The organism is Ruegeria sp. G2 (genome assembly GCF_056533505.1).
Window position 1 is genome coordinate 290,645 of sequence record NZ_JBQFON010000001.1, and the last position, 16,241, is coordinate 306,885.

Sequence of the window (16,241 nt, forward strand, 5' to 3'; positions counted from 1 at the left end):
CTGCAAAGGCTTGTGAAATTCGCAATTTCAGCTTTCCTTTACATAGGGTTAATCCCAGACTTGTATTAGATCCTCTTGAATGTATCGGGTCTGGCACCCATATCCCATGTTAAGGGCTTAAACATTTGTCCAAGGGGCAGAAATAAATGGCAAATTATTCAAATCTTCCAGCACCGACACCTGAAGGTGGACTGAACCGCTATATGCAGGAGATTCGTAAGTTTCCTCTGCTGGAGCCAGAGGAAGAGTACATGCTGGCCAAGCGCTGGGTCGAGGAGCAGGATACCGAGGCAGCGCACAAAATGGTCACGTCACACCTGCGTTTGGCGGCCAAGATCGCGATGGGATATCGCGGCTATGGTTTGCCGCAGGCCGAGGTGATTTCCGAGGCCAATGTGGGCCTGATGCAGGCGGTCAAGAAATTCGACCCTGAAAAGGGATTCCGTTTGGCGACCTATGCCATGTGGTGGATCCGCGCTTCGATTCAGGAATACGTCCTGCGGTCGTGGTCGATGGTGAAGCTGGGCACAACTTCGGCACAGAAGAAATTGTTCTTCAATTTGCGCAAGGCGAAGGCGCGTATTGGCGCGTTGGAAGAGGGCGATCTGCGCCCTGAAAACGTGGCCAAGATCGCTGAAGACCTCGGTGTGACAGAAGATGAAGTGATCAGCATGAACCGCCGGATGTCCGGTGGTGATGCCTCGCTGAACGCGACCGTCGGGTCCGAAGGCGAAGGCACAATGCAATGGCAGGATTGGCTAGAGGATGAAGATGCTGATCAGGCTGGCGACTATGAGGCGCGCGATGAACTGGAAGCCCGGCGCGAGCTGCTTGCCGCTGCTTTAGACGTCTTGAATGATCGTGAAAAAGATATTCTGACCCAACGCCGGCTGATGGATCAGGCTGTCACGCTTGAGGAATTGAGCACGCAATACAATGTAAGCCGTGAACGCATTCGTCAGATCGAAGTGCGTGCATTTGAGAAGTTGCAGAAGAAGATGCGAGAGCTTGCGCGCGAGAAGGGCATGTTGAGTTCAAGTTGAGCCGCTCGCATTCGAAGCGCCAACCGGTCTGATCCACGTCAGGCCGGTTTTTTCTTGCCCAAGGGGTATGACAGTCCTGTCCTTCGCTGCTAATGATTGGTGGCGCTAACATCGCGAGGAGATGGTGATCATGCAAAAGCCGGTTCAATGGGGCATATTAGGGGCTTCGAAATTTGCGCTTCAGCACATGGGGCCAGCTATCCACGCCGCTGATGGTGCTCGCCTTGCTGGGCTGGCCACGTCCGATCCGACCAAAGCAGCGCCATTTCAACAGTTTTGCCCCGATATCAGCGTTTTCCATAGCTATGACACGCTGTTGGCTGATCCGGGGATCGAAGCTGTCTACATCCCATTACCTAATCATCTGCATGTCGAATGGAGCCTGAAGGCGCTGGATGCGGGCAAGCATTTTTTATGCGAAAAGCCGATGACCATGCGGGCTGATGAGTTTGAAACTCTGATTGCCAAGCGGGATCAGACCGGATTGCTGGCCGCCGAAGCTTACATGATCGTACATCATCCGCAGTGGCAATTGACCCGCAATATGATCGCCGACGGAGCAATCGGGAAGCTGGTCCATGTCAGCGGCGCGTTCAGCTATGACAACCGGGCGGATACTGCCAACATTCGCAACCGCGCAGAAACCGGCGGGGGTGGGCTGCGCGATATCGGGGTGTATGTGATCGGCGGCGCACGCTATGCGACGGGGCAAGAGCCGATCTCGGTCAGCGGTGCGATCAGATGGGAGAATGACGTGGACGTCTTCACCGAAATTCGCGCGCAGTTTCCCGACTTTACCTACTCCGCCTACGTCTCGACCCGAATGCATCCGCATCAGGAGATGGTGTTTCACGGCGAAGGTGGTTTGATCCGTCTGACCGCGCCTTTCAATGCGCGTGTATTTGGCGAAGCAAGGGTCGAGTTGCACCGCCCTGGGCTTGTGGTACAGGTGACGCGCTTTCCAGGGGACGATCACTATAAGCTGCAGGTCGAGGCATTCTGCCGCTCAGTCCGCGATCGGGCTGACTACCCCTGTCCGTTGGAATTCGTGCGGGGCACGCAAGAGGTTATCGATCAGGTCTTTGATACAGCTGTATCGCTCTAGCTTGCCACGCCCTTGGTGTCTCGCGTATCCTGTCCCGACCGGATCAGGAGGGTCAAATGGCGGGCGGTTGGGCGCGCGATGGCGCGGTGAGTGAACAGATCGAAGCGTCGATTTCGGATGAGCTGGCGCGGATGCAGGCGCAAAAGCGACCTGTGGGCGAAAGCCTGACCCATTGCGCCGAATGCGAGGAACCGATCCCCGAAAAACGCCGCCTTGCTTTGCCAGGCGTAAAGTTGTGCCTAGACTGCCAGCAAGAGCGTGACAGCAGCTTCAAGACCCGCGGCGGGATCAATCGGCGAGGTTCGAAAGACAGTCAGCTGAAATAACGCGAGGAGCACCCGGTGAAGGATCAGCCGCAGAGATCATCGTTGCTGCACAATGGGGTGATCCTTGGTTTTCTGGCGGCATTTCTTTGGGGAACGCACAGTGTCATTGTGCGTTACTTGACCAGCGATCTCGGCGGGTTGCAGATTGCAGTATCGCGCTTGTTCATTGCCGCACTCGCGATCTTTTGTATGTTGCGCCTGATGGGTATCCGAACCTCAATCCAGTTGGGAGATTGGAACTTCCGACTGGCGGTCCTGTCTACGGTGGTAAACTACATCCTTTTCCACATAGGACTTGAACACACCGGTGCTGCCAATGCGATGGTGCTGGAAAACACCGCGCCGGTTTTTGTGCTGATCTTTTTGTACTTCTTCGCGGATACGCCTGTTGGACGTACTGAAGTACTTGCAACGCTGCTTGCAATATTTGGTGTTTTTCTAACAGTTTATCAGGATTTTCAAGGGGGTGGAGAACCCTTGTTCGGGGACGTACTGGAAATTGGCGCGGGTCTAAGCTGGGCGGTTTTTCTGATTTCAAGCAGCCGGGCTATGCAGATGTCAGAAACGACTGGTGAGCGGTTGAATTTCCTGTTCGGTATATTTCTGTGCTCCGGTGTTCTTTTGGTGCCATTGGCGGCGTTTTCGCTACAGATGCCGACGGCGAACGACTTGGTCTTCCTGTTGCTGCTGGGCGCATTGCCGACAGCGCTGGCGTACTACCTTTGGTATGAAGCAGCGGCGCGGGTTTCGACGTTGACGGCAACGCTGATGTTCGCTGCCTCAGTTGTATTCACGTTCATCAATTCGGCGTTGTTTTTGGGGGCATCTATAACGCCGCTTGCTGTTATCGGGGCAGTCTTGATCGTGGCTGCCATTTTTCTGACCACTATGAAAAAAGCCCAAGACGATTAAGGGCAGCCAAGGTTGACTGCCCCCAGTTCCTTAACTTTCCATCGCCTCAAGTTCGTCAATGAAGCCTGAGATCATTGACAATCCTTTGCCCCAGAATTCCGGGTCGCTGGCGTCCAAGCCGAACGGGGCAAGCAACTCCTTATGGTGTTTGGAACCACCGGCTCGTAGCATCTCGAAGTATTTGTCTTCGAACCCGTCCGCACCGCTTTCGTAGACCGAATAGAGCGCGTTCACGAGGCCGTCGCCGAAGGCGTAGGCGTAGACATAGAATGGCGAGTGGACAAAGTGCGGGATATAGGCCCAGAAGGTCTCGTACCCGTCCATGAATTCGAATGCGGGGCCAAGGCTTTCGGCCTGAACGCTCATCCAAAGAGCGTTGATGTCGTCCGGGGTCAGTTCACCTTCGCGGCGGGCGGCGTGCAGCTTGCATTCGAAGTCGTAGAAGGCGATCTGACGGACGACCGTGTTGATCATGTCTTCGACCTTACCCGCCAGCAGCACTTTGCGCTGTTCTGGGGTCTCGGCTTGATCCAGCATTTTTCGGAAAGTGAGCATTTCACCAAAGACCGAGGCAGTTTCGGCCAAGGTCAGTGGAGTCGAAGACAGCATCTCACCCTGATCGGCGGCCAATACCTGATGTACGCCGTGGCCCAATTCATGCGCCAAGGTCATCACATCGCGCGGTTTGCCCAGATAGTTGAGCATCACGTAGGGATGAACCTCGGTCACGGTGGGATGCGCAAAGGCGCCGGGCGCTTTGCCGGGCTTCACCGCCGCGTCGATCCAACCCTTCGAGAAGAAGGGGGCTGCGATCTCACCCATTCGAGGATCAAAGGCGTTATAGGCATCCATCACCGTCTTCTCGGCCTCGGCCCAGTCAACGATCCGGGTGTCTTCCATCGGCAGCGGCGCGTTACGATCCCAGACTTGCATCACGTCCAGACCAAGCCATTTGCGTTTCAGTTCGTAGTAACGATGGCTCAGCTTGGGGTAGGCGGCCACAACGGCCTCGCGCAGGGCTTCGACCACTTCGGGTTCGACATCGTTCGACAGGTGACGACCGGTCTGGGCAGATGGCATTTTGCGCCAGCGGTCGACGATCTCTTTTTCCTTGGCTTGCGTGTTATGAACGCGCGCGAAGGTTTTGATGTTGCTTTGGAAAATGCTTGCAAGCTCTCGCGCTGCGGCTTCACGCTTGGCGCGATCCTGCTCGGTCAGTAGGTTCAGCGTACCTTCGATATTCAGCTCTTCACCATCTACGGTGAAGGTCAGGCCCGCGATTGTTTCGTCGAACAGGCGTTCCCACGCGTCACCGACAACGCCGAGGTCGTGCAGAAATTTCTCAAGCTCGTCGGACAGCTGATACGGTTTCATCGCACGGATGCGACGGAACACAGGTTCGTATCGCGCCAGATCAGAATTGGCGGCGAAATGCGCGGCCAGCACGTCATCGTCGATGCGGTTCAGTTCCAACGTGAAAAACACCAGCGGAGTGGTGAAAACGGTGATCTTTTCCTGCATGTCCGACAGGAACTTGGCGCGATCCGCGTCGGTGGTCAGTTGGTAATAGCGCAATCCAGCAAAGGACATGATCCGCCCAGCGATGGCGTTGATCTTTTCGTTGCGCAGCACGCAAGTCAACAGGCCAGTAGCGTCCAGATCGGCCAGCTTGCCCTCATAATCTGCGGCAAAGGACGCACATTCGCCTTCCAGCCAGTCCAGATCGCGGGCCAGTTCAGGTGCATCTTCCGAGGCGTAGAGGTCCGTCAGATCCCATTCCGGCAAATTGCCCAGATCATCGGCACCGCCACTTGCATTTGCATCACGGACGGGGAAGGGAAGGTCGCGCATGGAACACCTCGAATAAACTGCGTTGGCAAACATTTAGGCGCGGCACGTCCGGATCACAAGCAAGCTGTCGGCTTGGGCCTTAATGACAGGGCTCGGGTTTTGGTTTCGCCGCGGCTGCCGCGAAATGTGCAGCCAGTTGATCAAAGACCGGCTCGCGCACCTCGGGTGCCTCCATCAGAACTTCGTGTTCGCCGTCGGGGATCTCGACCAGAGTACCACTGGGCCAGTCGGCCATCCGGGCTCGGATCGCTTTGCGATCCACAATCTGTTCGTGACTACCCAAGAAGGTCAGGGCAGGGATGTCGGGCGCGGTCTGTTCCATCAGCCAGGTGCATTCATCCAGCGCCTCGCGCAGCCAGATGGTGGACGGGGCACCCAAAGCCAGCTCGGGATGCGCGGCCAACTGGTCCTGCATCGTTCGGTACATCGCTGGATCGCGCGTCAGCACGTTTCCTTCGAAAGGTTGCGACACCACATAGCTTTCAAGCGAAGTTGTGGGCGGCTTTTTCTCTCCCAATCCCAGACGCGGCCCCCAATAGGCGGTCAACTGGCTGAGCGGTTTCATGACCGGTGTAAAGAAGATACCCCACATCGGCCCCGTGAAGGCACAAGCCGCGAAGTCATCCCCTTCCAGAACCGCGCGCAACCCAATTGCGCCACCCATCGAGTGGCCGATCACAAACCAGGGTTTGGGTAAATCCAGTTGCGTGGCGAGTGCCAAGGTGGATCGAACGTCATGCTGGTAATCGGTGAATTGTTCGACATGGCCGATTCTCGGATCATCCAGCAAACGATCCGCCAGACCTTGTCCGCGCCAGTCAACAGAAAGACAGGCAAATCCCCTGCTCACGAACTCTTTGGCGGTATCACCGTATTTTTCGATATATTCCGTACGACCGGGGAATAGCATCACCGTGCCGCGCGCATCGCCTTCGGGCAGCCAATGTGCCACGCGGATGCGTTTGCCGTCTTCGGTGGTCAGCCAATGGGCCACTCCACCAACAGGGCCGCCGGCCACGTCTTCGAATAAGGGGGCCGGCGAAAACTCCATCAGGCCAGCACCGAGGCGAGTTTCATGGCGATTCCCATGTCTCCGTCAACGCTCAGCTTGCCGGACATGAACGCGCCTGTCGGGTTCAGATCACCGCTGAGGATCTGTTCAAACGTATCCGCGTCGGCGCTGAGGGTCACATCAGCCTCATCATCGCTGACGCGCGCACCGCTTGCATCCAGGATGATAGATCCCAGATCGGCGATGGCGAACTTTGCTGATGCGTCGAAATCGCCGCCCGACAGTTTCTCATTCAATGCCGCCGCGGCTTTTTCCAGAATATCGCTCATGGTCTTCCTCATATTGTTCATGCGCCGTGAATGGACATCCCCGGTCGCAACGCTACACTGACCATTGTTATGGGTATTGCAATCACCAATCTCAAACGTACCGTCGCGGCACTTGCCGTCATAGTCACGTTTTCCACCACTTGCACTGCGCAAGAGGCGGATTCGCGCGACGAGGCGGCGTTGTTAGAGCAACTGGCGCAATCGACGCCCGAGCAGGCCATCGGTTTGGATCGGCAATTGCAGGCGCTGTGGTCACAATCCGGTTCGGCCTCGGCTGATTTGCTGCTTGAGCGCGGGCGAGAGGCGTTGGATGATGGCGATGTCGAGGCTGCTCTGGACCATCTGACAGCGCTCACTGATCACGCACCTGAATTCGCCGAAGGCTGGCACGTGCGTGCATCGGCTTTTTTCGGCATGGAGCGGTTTGGTATGGCAGCTGCTGATCTTGAACACGCTTTGACCCTTAACCCAAACAATTATGAGGCTATCTATGGCCTTGGGCTGATCTTCGAGATTGTAGGTAAGCCCGAGCAGGCGTTCGAGGCCTATTCGCGTGCATTGGCTATACATCCCTATCATGAAGAAGTAACCAATGCCGTGAATCGGCTGAAGCCTCAGGTTGAAGGCAAGGCGCTGTAAGTCTCAGGGCGCAGGGGGCGAAGGTGAGCGGGTCATCCCGAATCGTGGCCGTACTTGGCCCAACGAACACAGGTAAAACCCATTACGCGATTGAACGTATGCTGGGGTACCGGACAGGTGTGATCGGCTTGCCCCTGCGTCTGTTGGCGCGCGAGGTTTATGACAAGATCGTTGCCATTCGCGGTCATTCGGTCGTGGCGCTGGTGACGGGCGAGGAACGTATCGTGCCGCCGCGGGCGCAATATTGGGTCTGCACGGTCGAGGCGATGCCCGAAGGAATGGGCGCCGATTTCGTTGCTATCGACGAAATCCAGCTCTGTGCCGACCCTGAACGCGGCCATGTTTTTACCGACCGTCTACTGCGCTCGCGTGGAACGAATGAGACGTTGTTCCTCGGCTCTGACACCATGCGGGGTGCGATTGCCGCGCTTGTTCCCGAGGCGCAGTTTGTCCGGCGCGAGCGGATGTCTCAACTGGTCTATTCTGGAAGCAAAAAGATCAGCCGAATGCCCTCGCGCAGCGCGATTGTCGGGTTCTCGGTCGACAATGTCTACGCCATCGCGGAATTGCTGCGTCGTCAGAAGGGCGGGGCGGCGGTGGTCATGGGGGCGCTCAGCCCTCGCACGCGGAATGCGCAGGTTGACCTCTACCAGAACGGCGAGGTTGATTATCTGGTGGCCACCGATGCCATCGGCATGGGGTTGAACTTGGATGTGAATCATGTGGCGTTTTCATCCCTGACCAAGTTTGATGGCCGCCGAATGCGGCCTTTGGCTCCCAACGAACTGGCCCAGATCGCAGGGCGGGCCGGGCGAGGTATGTCGGATGGCACTTTTGGTGTAACTGGTGAAGCCCCTCCGCTGGAGGAGGGCGTGGCCCAAGCCATTATGGACAGCCGGTTCACGCCGATGAAGAAGCTGAACTGGCGGAATGCCGCTTTGCGGTTTGGCTCGATCGAGGCATTGATCGACTCGCTCGAGATCAGCCCCGACAATGAGCACCTGATCAAGGCGCGGCCCGCCGACGACCTGAACGTTCTGAAATCTTTGTCCCAAGTCACCGAAGTTGTCGCCCGCGCCAGCGATGGACCATCGGTACGATTGCTGTGGGATGTATGCCGAATCCCCGATTTTCGCGGTATAAGCCACGCCGAACATGCCAGCCTGCTCGAAGTGATCTATGGCCACCTGCATGAGCGCGGATCCATTCCTGACGATTTCATGGCGCGGCAAATCCGCCGCATAGACCGTACGGACGGAGATATTGATGCGCTGTCCAAAAGGTTGGCATATATTCGCACTTGGACATATGTTGCGCAACGAAACAGTTGGGTGCGTGACGAATCCCATTGGCGTGATGAGACGCGCACTGTAGAAGACAGGCTGTCGGACGCTCTGCATGACCGTCTGACCCAACGATTTGTGGACCGGCGTACATCTGTTTTGCTGCGCCGGCTCAAACAGAAGGAGGCCCTTTTGGCCGAAGTAAATGACAAGGGTGAAGTGACCGTCGAAGGCGAATTCGTCGGTCGTCTGGAAGGGTTCCGGTTTTCGCCGGACAAAAGCGCGCAAGGAACCGAGGCGAAAGCTTTGAAATCGGCCTCTTTGCAAGCACTCGCGCCGCAATTCCATCTGCGTGCCGATCGCTTCTACAACGCGCCCGATACCGAAATAGATTTCACCGATCAGGGCGGACTGATGTGGGGCGAATATGCTGTCGGCAAGCTGGTTGCCGGAGCCGAGCCTCTCAAGCCAGTGGTCGAGGTTTTTGTCGATGAGGCCGCAGGCCCGGACGTCGAACAGAAAGTGCAGCGCCGGTTGCAGCATTTCATCGACCGCAAAGTGGCGGCGCTGTTTGAGCCGCTGCTGAATCTGTCGCGCGACGAAGAACTGACCGGTCTTGCCAAAGGCTTTGCATTCCGCATGGTTGAGGCGCTTGGCGTGCTGCCCCGTGCGCAGGTCGCGCAAGAGGTCAAGGATCTGGATCAGGACGCGCGCGGCGCGCTTCGCAAGCACGGCATCCGATTTGGTCAGTTCACCATCTTCATGCCACTGCTGCTGAAACCTGCACCAACGCGCCTGCGTCTGGTTCTGTGGGCATTGTCCAGCGGCTTGCAGGAATTCCCCGAAGCACCGCCTCCGGGTCTGGTCACCGTGCCGGTCGCGAAGGATGCACCGCAGGGTTATGACACCATGTGCGGTTATCGCGATGCGGGCGAACGCTCAATCCGGATCGACATGCTCGAACGTCTGGCCGACATGCTGCGGTCCGAGGACAGCCGGGGTGGTTTCGAAGCCAAGCCTGATATGCTGTCGATCACTGGTATGACGTTGGATCAGTTTGCCGACCTGATGCAGGGGCTGGGCTACAAGGCTGAACGTGGCGAACGTGAGAAAGTGAAGCCAGTACCGGTCGAAACCGCACCCGAAACTACGACAGACGCGCCCGAGCAACCTGTCGCTGAAGATAACTCTGCGCCAGATGCGCCGACCGAAGACGTCGCGACACCCGCCGAGGCGTCAGCCGAGGCCTCCGACAGCACCGAGACGGCAGACGAGACACCTGCTGCGGACGAACCCGAGGTCGAGGTGTTCTATACCTTCACCTGGGGTCGCCAGCGCCAGCAAAACCGTGGCCCACGTCGCGAGCAGGGGCAGGGTAAAGGCAAGCCGCGTGGTAAGCCGCAAGATGGTCGCAAGCCGCATGGTAAGAAAAGTGGCAAACCTCAGGGTGCCAAGTCCTTCTCGTCTCGGCCGCCCAAGAAGGAAAAGGCCATCGATCCCGACAACCCGTTCGCAGCAGCGCTGATGGGTCTGAAGGACGGTAACTGATCCGCGATGGCCGAGGCCAAGCTGCGGATCGACAAATGGTTGTGGCAGGCGCGGTTCTTCAAGACCCGCAGCTTGGCCGCTAAACAGGTCAGCGGCGGCCATGTCAGACTAAACGGAAACCGGGTGCTGAAACCGGCGCAAGCTGTGGCACCCGGGGACGTCCTAACCTTTCCCCAGGGGCGGATCGTCCGCGTTGTGCGTATCGAGGCGCTCGGGGCGCGTCGTGGCCCGGCCCCCGAGGCGCATGGTTTGTACTTCGATATGACCGAAAAGCAGGATGTACCGCCCAAGAATCCCGGATTTGAAGGAAAAGGTCGTCCAACCAAGAAGGAAAGGCGCGCGCTTGATCTTTCTCGCACCCCAAAGGGGTGATCTGACCTTGAAGAGGCGGGCAGACTGGATTAGCTAGTCGCCAAAGCGCAAACGGGAATTCCAAAATGACCTACGTTGTCACCGAAAACTGCATTGGCTGCAAATACACCGACTGTGTCGAGGTATGTCCGGTGGATTGTTTCTACGAAGGTGAGAATACACTGGTCATTCACCCCGACGAATGCATCGACTGCGGTGTTTGCGAACCCGAATGCCCCGCCGACGCAATTCGCCCCGATACCGAGCCGGGGATGGAGCAGTGGGTCGAGTTCAACCGGAAATACTCGGAAATGTGGCCGGTGATTGTGACTAAGAAAGACCCCTTGCCCGAGGCCGAGGAACGCGACGGCGAAGAAGGCAAGATGGAGAAATATTTCTCGGAAGCACCCGGCGAAGGTGGTTAACCGATTCGGCGGCCCCTAACCGTACGTTAGACAACAATCTGCGCTATAATACATTGAGGTAAAAAGGGAATCTCCCATTTGCCTCAGGTCGGTCTTTTGAGTGTCGCAATTTTGTGATATACTTGAGGTCGAATGATGACTGTGATTGGGATGTGCTCCGTAAGTATGCTCGCTTTGGAGTTCTGATTTTATGACAAATAAGCCGCCTGACGGGGCCGTTTAAGGCCTCGGCTGTGGTCTTTTTGTCGTCTCATATCCCGATCAGTAATGAAGGATGAATCTGAATGTCGAAATCGAAAAAGCTTGAGTTCCGCCCGAACGATTATGTCGTCTACCCGGCTCACGGTGTAGGTCAGATCGTATCGATCGAAGAGCAGGAGGTTGCAGGCTTCTCGCTTGAGCTGTTCGTAATCTCCTTTGAAAAAGACAAGATGACGCTGCGCGTGCCAACCAACAAGGTCACCGAATCTGGTCTGCGCTCACTCAGCTCACCTGATGTGATCAGTCAGGCCATGAAAACGCTTAAAGGCAAGGCCAAGGTCAAGCGCGCCATGTGGTCGCGTCGGGCGCAGGAGTATGAGCAAAAGATCAACTCGGGTGATCTGATCTCGATCGCTGAGGTGGTCCGTGACCTGCACCGCACCGACGACCAACGCGAGCAGAGCTATTCCGAACGTCAGCTTTATGAGGCCGCGCTTGAGCGTCTGACCCGCGAAGTTGCTGCAGTGTCTGGTGCAGATGAAATCTCGGCCGCCAAGCAGGTGGATGAGGTGCTGACCTCGCGCGCTGCCTGATCAAAGGCACCACCCATTTCAAAGCCGCTCCGGTATCGGGGCGGCTTTTTTTATGAACCGTCGCTTGGTGCTGTAGTCGTTTCAGGGTATTTTTCTCTGAATATTAGGCTGATACGGGGTAAAGATGAAGCAGGCTGTGAAGTTTCTATACATCAGCCACGACCCAATTTCGGTCTGGTTTCGGTATGGTCTGATCCTGTTCGACATCGCAACGATCGTGTTTTTTGTTGCGACCGCGCATATTCCGCACGGTCCAGGTATTACCGCAGCCAGTATTGGTGTCGGCGTGCTCATTCTCATGGATTTTTCTGCCCGACTTTGGATATCGAAAGATCGTTGGAAGCTACTACGTCAGATCTACACGTTGGCGGACATTGTTGTTATCGTTTCGCTTTTCCTTGATCCATTTCTGACCGGCAACCTGGCGTTTCTGCGCATTCTGCGCGCCTTGCGTTTGATTCATTCATACCATTTGCTCAGGGATTTGCGGCGTGACAGCAGGTTTTTCCGAACCCATGAAGACGCGGTGATCGCTGCAATCAATTTGCTGGTCTTTGTCTTTGCGACTTCGACCGCTGTATTGGTCTTTTTTGTGCCGGAAGACACCCAGACGCCCTATATCGACGCGCTGTATTTCACGATGGCCACACTGACGACAACTGGGTTTGGTGACATCACGTTGTCGACGCCGGGCGGTAAGCTGTTTTCGGTTTTCATCATGGTTGTTGGTGTGGCCCTGTTCGTGCGTCTGGCGCAGGCGATCTTCATGCCGCAGAAAGTGCGTTACAAATGCCCCAGCTGTGGTCTGTTTCGCCACGACCCGGACGCTGTGCATTGCAAGCACTGCGGCGCGACGCTGCGGATCGCGACGGGGGGTGCCAGTTAGATCAAAGCGATCAGCGTCAGCAGGAATGTGATCTCGGTTATCTGCTGCGTCGCCCCCAGAATGTCGCCGGTCTGACCTCCGATCTTGGCCTTGGCGATCTTCGCCACAATCAGGCTGGCGATCATCGCAAAAAGCATTGGGATCAACGCCAGAGCGCCTAATAAACCCAATGCCAACACTGCGGCCACTGCCAACCCCGCCAAAACCGCCGATACCGGTGGCGCGCCGACTGAATGGCTTAGCCCTGAGTGCCGTGCATTTTTTAGAAAAGTCATCAAGGCGGGCATGAGAGACCGGGAAAACACACATGCAACCAGCACGCCTGTCATCATCTCGGCGCCAACAAGGGCTGCAATGGCTGTGATACGTAGAATCTGAAATAGCAGCAGTGCCAGCACGCCGTAGGTGCCGATATGGCTGTCCTTCATGATCTCGAGCCGCCGCTCGGGCGTGAACCCTCCCCAAAGGCCATCGAACGTATCGGCCAACCCGTCTTCATGCATAGCACCTGTGATTGCGATCAACGCGGCAACGATCAGGCCAGCGACTGCATATTCGGGCAACTGCGCCCAGACTGCGATCCACCCGATACCACACGCCAGGGCACCAACTATCAGCCCTGCAAGCGGAAATGCCCAGACGGCGCGCGACTGGCGAGTAAACGCCTCTTCCGGCAAGCGTGGCAAGGGCAAGCGTGTCAGCAAGACCAGCGCAAGCGGAATATCCCATATGGAAAATGGGGCAGTGTCGTTTTTGGTCACTCCCAGGCCTTTCAGGGTCTTGTTGCTTTGTCAGGTTTGGTTAAACACACAGGACCACTCTGATGCAACGAGGCTTTCAATGCTGCCTGAACTCGACGATCTGAACAGTTTCCGCGACGCGCTGACCGGTGCGGCCGGTCCGGATACTTCTGCCGTGCAGGGCGCGCAAGAGCGCAATGGCCAACTAACCAAACCACCCGGAGCCTTGGGACGGCTTGAGGATTTGGCGATATGGTATGCGGGTTGGCGTGGTGATGCGCGGCCACGGATCAGTGCGCCTCAGGTCATTGTGTTTGCTGGCAACCACGGCGTGACCGCGCAGGGTGTTTCAGCATTTCCGCCTGAGGTCACTGTTCAGATGGTCATGAATTTCGAACACGGCGGTGCTGCGATTAATCAACTGGCCAAGGCTGCGGGCGCCAAGATGGATGTGCATGCGTTGGATCTGGACTGTCCGACCGCAGATTTCACCCAAGCCGCCGCGATGAGCGAAGATGAATTGCTGCGCGCGCTGCGCACAGGCTGGGAAGCCGTCGACCCGCAGGCTGATCTGCTGGTTGTGGGAGAGATGGGTATCGGCAACACCACCCCTGCAGCCGCCATCGCCTGTGCGCTGTTTGGAGGAGATGCATCTGACTGGACCGGGCGCGGCACAGGCGTAGATGATGCAGGGTTGGCGAACAAAACACGCGTTGTTGCCGAAGGCGTTGCCCTGCACGGTCAAGGCGACGGTCTGCGTATCCTTCAATGCCTAGGCGGGCGCGAGATTGCGGCCATGGCAGGGGCGATTGCCGCTGCACGTGTATTGCGCATTCCAGTCATTCTGGACGGATTCATCTGTGCGGCAGCAGCGGCCTGTTTGGCGCAACTTTCGGACACTGCGCTGGATCACACTGTTGCGGGCCATCAAAGTGCCGAAGGTGCACATTCCGCAATGCTGAACAAGCTAGGTAAGGAACCGTTGCTAAGCCTTAGCTTGCGCTTGGGCGAAGGTTCGGGCGGGGCGCTGGCGATCAACATTCTTAAAAGCGCCGTGGCCTGTCATTCCGGCATGGCAACGTTTGCCGAGGCCGGAGTTACAGACGGTTAAGCCGACTTCTTGGCGTGTTCCTCCGCCAGTTCCAGCAGCGCGGTTTCTAGATCTTTTTCAAGTTGCCGCGCACGCTCGATATATTTTTTGTTTTCTGCCGTGGGCATGCCGGGTATCCACAGCTCTGCCAACTCGCGCACCGATCCTCGGTCGTGGTGATAGAAAGTTTGTTCTGCTTGCGCGGCTTCATATTCACTAAGGCCGATATTCTCGAGAACATAGCGACCCGCACGTAGTGACCCATCGAACATTTCGCGCACGATGTCATTGGCCCCGGCCTGATAGAGTTCGTAAACATGAGTGCGATCTCGCGCCCGAGCGATGATGTGCAGGTCAGGCCGCTGGCGGCGCGCATATCCGACCAGACGAGTGACCTGTTTGTAATCATCCATGGCCGCGACCAAAACCGAGGCTTTTTCAATCCCGGCGGCGCGCAGCAGTTCGGGACGCGTCGGATCGCCCAAGAATCCTTTCACGCCAAACCGGCGCATAAGCTGGATGGTTTCAATGTCGTGATCCAGAACCACGGTCTTGAATCCGCTTGCCTGTACCAGGCGATTCACGATCTGACCAAAGCGACCGATCCCTGCAATTATGACAGGCCCTCTCTCATCAATCTCATCTGGTTCGACCTTTGGCTTGTTCTCGCCGATATAGCGAGAAAGCAGATCGTAGAGGATAAACAGGAGAGGGGTGATCAGCATGGTCAGGGCGATGATCATAAGCAGTTTTTGCGACAAGCCCGGAGGGATCACGTTTTGCTGTGTCGAGAATGCCAGCAATACAAACCCAAACTCGCCAGCCTGGGCCAATCCCAAAGTAAACAGCCAGTGATCACGTCCACGTAGTTTGAAAGCACGCCCAACGATGAACAGGATGATACCTTTGGCCAAGATCACAAGTAGCGCCAGCCCGATCAGATCAAATGGATCGGCGAAGAAATAGCCCACATCGATCCCGGCACCAACGGTGATGAAGAACAGACCCAGCAGCAGACCTTTGAAGGGCTCAAGGTCGCTTTCCATCTCATGCCGGAATTCCGAACTGGCCAGAACAACGCCCGCAAGAAACGCGCCAAGGGCGGGGGAAAGGCCCACCAGGGTCATCAAGAACGAGATGCCAACCACGATCATTAACGCCAGTGCCGTGTACATCTCGCGCAAGCGGGTGGCGTGGATGAACCGAAAAAGGGGGCGGGTCAAGTAGATTCCCGCCAACACGACAAAGGCGACCACTCCGATTGTAACCAGGGTGACGGCCCAACCAGGCAAACCCTCGACCAGCGATAGTGTGGCGTGATGATCGGCTCCGTGGGCGGAATCCACACCTCGATTGATCGAGCCATCGTCTTCAATGTGGACGCTGGCGGGCAGTGCAAGAAGGGGCAGAAAGGCCAGAATAGGTATGACGGCGATATCTTGTGTCAACAGAACCGAAAATGTGGCGCGCCCGCCATTGGTTTGCATCAACCCTTTCTCGGACAAGGTTTGCAGAACGATAGCGGTGGATGACAGTGACAACGTAAGGCCGACAGCCAGCGCCACCGACCATTGATGGCCCGCGTAGAACGCCACAGCTGCGATCACGGCGGTGGACAGGCCAACCTGCAGCCCGCCCAGCCCCAACAACTTGTCGCGCATGTCCCAAAGGGCGCGGGGCTCAAGTTCCAGCCCGATCAGGAACAGCATCATGACAACGCCAAACTCGGCGACGTGTTGAAGGCTTTCTGTTTCTGCGCCTACAAGGCCCAGAATCGGTCCGATTGCAATTCCGGCGGCCAGATATCCCAGCACTGAACCCAGGCCCAGACGCGCGGATAACGGAACGGCGATCACCGCTGCTGCCAAATAGATCGATGCCTGATAAAGGAACTCGTCCATTATTGT

Annotated in this window: 16 protein-coding genes; 11 read left to right on the forward strand and 5 right to left on the reverse strand. The window is 56.8% G+C overall.

Annotation, left to right across the window (positions count from 1 at the left end):
* Nucleotides 1-146 precede the first annotated feature (146 nt).
* The 4 genes from rpoH to ACR0DU_RS01445 all read left to right on the forward strand — a co-directional run bounded on the left by rpoH (nt 147) and on the right by ACR0DU_RS01445 (nt 3,386).
* Complete coding sequence (gene rpoH, locus ACR0DU_RS01430; protein ID WP_170469420.1) at nt 147-1,043, forward strand: RNA polymerase sigma factor RpoH; 897 nt, start codon at nt 147-149, stop codon at nt 1,041-1,043.
* A 130-nt stretch (nt 1,044-1,173) separates the two neighbouring features.
* The gene (locus ACR0DU_RS01435; RefSeq protein WP_480872069.1) at nt 1,174-2,148 is read left to right on the forward strand and encodes a Gfo/Idh/MocA family protein; all 975 of its coding nucleotides are present in this window, start codon (nt 1,174-1,176) and stop codon (nt 2,146-2,148) included.
* Nucleotides 2,149-2,204: 56 nt separating this feature from the next.
* Nucleotides 2,205-2,474, forward strand: a complete 270-nt coding sequence (locus ACR0DU_RS01440; protein WP_010439380.1) for a DksA/TraR family C4-type zinc finger protein — start codon at nt 2,205-2,207, stop codon at nt 2,472-2,474.
* Between the two features lie 15 nt (nt 2,475-2,489).
* Nucleotides 2,490-3,386: a DMT family transporter gene (locus tag ACR0DU_RS01445; protein WP_480872071.1), complete on the forward strand. Its 897-nt coding sequence runs from the start codon at nt 2,490-2,492 to the stop codon at nt 3,384-3,386.
* A gap of 30 nt (nt 3,387-3,416) precedes the next feature.
* Here the strand turns inward: ACR0DU_RS01445 and ACR0DU_RS01450 are convergent, their stop codons facing one another.
* From ACR0DU_RS01450 to ACR0DU_RS01460, 3 genes are all read right to left on the reverse strand, one after another.
* Entirely contained in the window at nt 3,417-5,237 is a 1,821-nt protein-coding gene (locus tag ACR0DU_RS01450) for a M3 family oligoendopeptidase (protein ID WP_480872073.1), read from the reverse strand.
* A gap of 79 nt (nt 5,238-5,316) precedes the next feature.
* Complete coding sequence (locus ACR0DU_RS01455) at nt 5,317-6,288, reverse strand: alpha/beta fold hydrolase (RefSeq protein ID WP_480872075.1); 972 nt, start codon at nt 6,286-6,288, stop codon at nt 5,317-5,319.
* Nucleotides 6,288-6,578 (reverse strand): SCP2 sterol-binding domain-containing protein, encoded by a 291-nt coding sequence (locus tag ACR0DU_RS01460; protein WP_010439389.1) that lies wholly within the window; start codon nt 6,576-6,578, stop codon nt 6,288-6,290. Before ACR0DU_RS01460 ends, ACR0DU_RS01455 begins: the two co-directional genes overlap by 1 nt.
* A gap of 30 nt (nt 6,579-6,608) precedes the next feature.
* On the opposite strand from ACR0DU_RS01460, the gene ACR0DU_RS01465 reads away from it, so the two are divergent.
* The 6 genes from ACR0DU_RS01465 to ACR0DU_RS01490 all read left to right on the forward strand — a co-directional run bounded on the left by ACR0DU_RS01465 (nt 6,609) and on the right by ACR0DU_RS01490 (nt 12,504).
* Nucleotides 6,609-7,217 carry a tetratricopeptide repeat protein gene (locus tag ACR0DU_RS01465; protein WP_480872077.1) on the forward strand — a complete coding sequence of 203 codons (609 nt, stop codon included), beginning with the start codon at nt 6,609-6,611 and terminating at the stop codon, nt 7,215-7,217.
* A gap of 23 nt (nt 7,218-7,240) precedes the next feature.
* The gene (locus tag ACR0DU_RS01470) at nt 7,241-10,048 is read left to right on the forward strand and encodes a helicase-related protein (RefSeq protein ID WP_480872079.1); all 2,808 of its coding nucleotides are present in this window, start codon (nt 7,241-7,243) and stop codon (nt 10,046-10,048) included.
* Nucleotides 10,049-10,054: 6 nt separating this feature from the next.
* Nucleotides 10,055-10,420 (forward strand): RNA-binding S4 domain-containing protein, encoded by a 366-nt coding sequence (locus tag ACR0DU_RS01475; RefSeq protein ID WP_480872080.1) that lies wholly within the window; start codon nt 10,055-10,057, stop codon nt 10,418-10,420.
* Nucleotides 10,421-10,485: 65 nt separating this feature from the next.
* Entirely contained in the window at nt 10,486-10,824 is a 339-nt protein-coding gene (gene fdxA / locus ACR0DU_RS01480) for a ferredoxin FdxA (protein ID WP_010439399.1), read from the forward strand.
* Between the two features lie 284 nt (nt 10,825-11,108).
* Nucleotides 11,109-11,618 carry a CarD family transcriptional regulator gene (locus tag ACR0DU_RS01485; RefSeq protein WP_010439402.1) on the forward strand — a complete coding sequence of 170 codons (510 nt, stop codon included), beginning with the start codon at nt 11,109-11,111 and terminating at the stop codon, nt 11,616-11,618.
* A 124-nt stretch (nt 11,619-11,742) separates the two neighbouring features.
* Nucleotides 11,743-12,504 (forward strand): ion channel, encoded by a 762-nt coding sequence (locus ACR0DU_RS01490; protein WP_170469450.1) that lies wholly within the window; start codon nt 11,743-11,745, stop codon nt 12,502-12,504.
* On the opposite strand, the gene cobS is transcribed toward ACR0DU_RS01490, so the two are convergent.
* A complete protein-coding gene (cobS, locus tag ACR0DU_RS01495) occupies nt 12,501-13,265 on the reverse strand; it encodes an adenosylcobinamide-GDP ribazoletransferase (protein WP_480872082.1) in 765 nt (254 codons plus the stop codon). The genes ACR0DU_RS01490 and cobS overlap by 4 nt on opposite strands.
* 79 nt (nt 13,266-13,344) lie before the next feature.
* Here cobS and cobT point away from each other — a divergent pair, with 79 nt between their 5' ends.
* A complete protein-coding gene (cobT, locus tag ACR0DU_RS01500; protein WP_480872084.1) occupies nt 13,345-14,355 on the forward strand; it encodes a nicotinate-nucleotide--dimethylbenzimidazole phosphoribosyltransferase in 1,011 nt (336 codons plus the stop codon).
* Here the strand turns inward: cobT and ACR0DU_RS01505 are convergent.
* Entirely contained in the window at nt 14,352-16,235 is a 1,884-nt protein-coding gene (locus ACR0DU_RS01505; RefSeq protein ID WP_480872086.1) for a monovalent cation:proton antiporter-2 (CPA2) family protein, read from the reverse strand. The two genes, cobT and ACR0DU_RS01505, sit on opposite strands and share 4 nt — an antisense overlap.
* Nucleotides 16,236-16,241 lie beyond the last annotated feature (6 nt).